The organism is Microbacterium sp. BF1, assembly GCF_019279095.1.
Taxonomy (GTDB): Bacteria; Actinomycetota; Actinomycetes; order Actinomycetales; family Microbacteriaceae; genus Microbacterium; species Microbacterium maritypicum.
Window position 1 is genome coordinate 1 of the sequence record NZ_JAGYWT010000867.1, and the last position, 555, is coordinate 555.

Sequence of the window (555 nt, forward strand, 5' to 3'; positions counted from 1 at the left end):
CGACCGTGCCGCCGTCGGAGGACAGCAGGCCGAGGACGATGCGCATGGTGGTGGTCTTGCCGGCGCCGTTGCCGCCGACGAAGCCCGTCAGTCGCCCGGGGGCGACGGTGAAGGACACGTCATCGAGCACGCGCCGAGAGCCGTAGCTCTTGGTGATGCCGGAGAGTTCGAGCATTCCTGTGGTCATACCCTCACGCTACGGAGCGCAGGCATCGCGGGGCATCCCCCCTGCGGTGGACGCGAGAGGATCACCCGTCAGGGGGAGGGGAGGATCAGCGGCGTCGGGTGTGCAGTACCGTGCGCACCAGGAGCCCTGTCACGAGGGCCCAGAACGCGGCGCTGACACCGAGGACGGCGATCCCGGATGCGGCCACCAGGAAGGTCACCACGGCGGGGATCCGCTCGTTCGGATCGTCGATCGCCTGCTGCACCGCCGAGCCGAACGCGGCGAACAGAGCCAGCCCCGCGACGGCGGGGATCACGGCGGCGGGCGCGAGCACCACGAGGGCGTCGTACCTCGTGCTCGCCGTGTTCTCCGCCGCGTTCGCCGCCCTC

2 protein-coding genes are annotated in these 555 nt (G+C 71.0%); both read right to left on the reverse strand.

Annotated features, from left to right (window positions below; all coding sequences use genetic code 11):
* Window positions 1–175, reverse strand: a 175-nt coding sequence (locus tag KZA10_RS17265; protein WP_218683522.1) for an ATP-binding cassette domain-containing protein, incomplete at its 3' end; no start/stop codon positions are given.
* Window positions 176–272: 97 nt separating this feature from the next.
* Window positions 273–555: benzoate/H(+) symporter BenE family transporter (locus tag KZA10_RS17270; RefSeq protein ID WP_218683521.1), on the reverse strand; the 283-nt coding region annotated here is incomplete at its 5' end.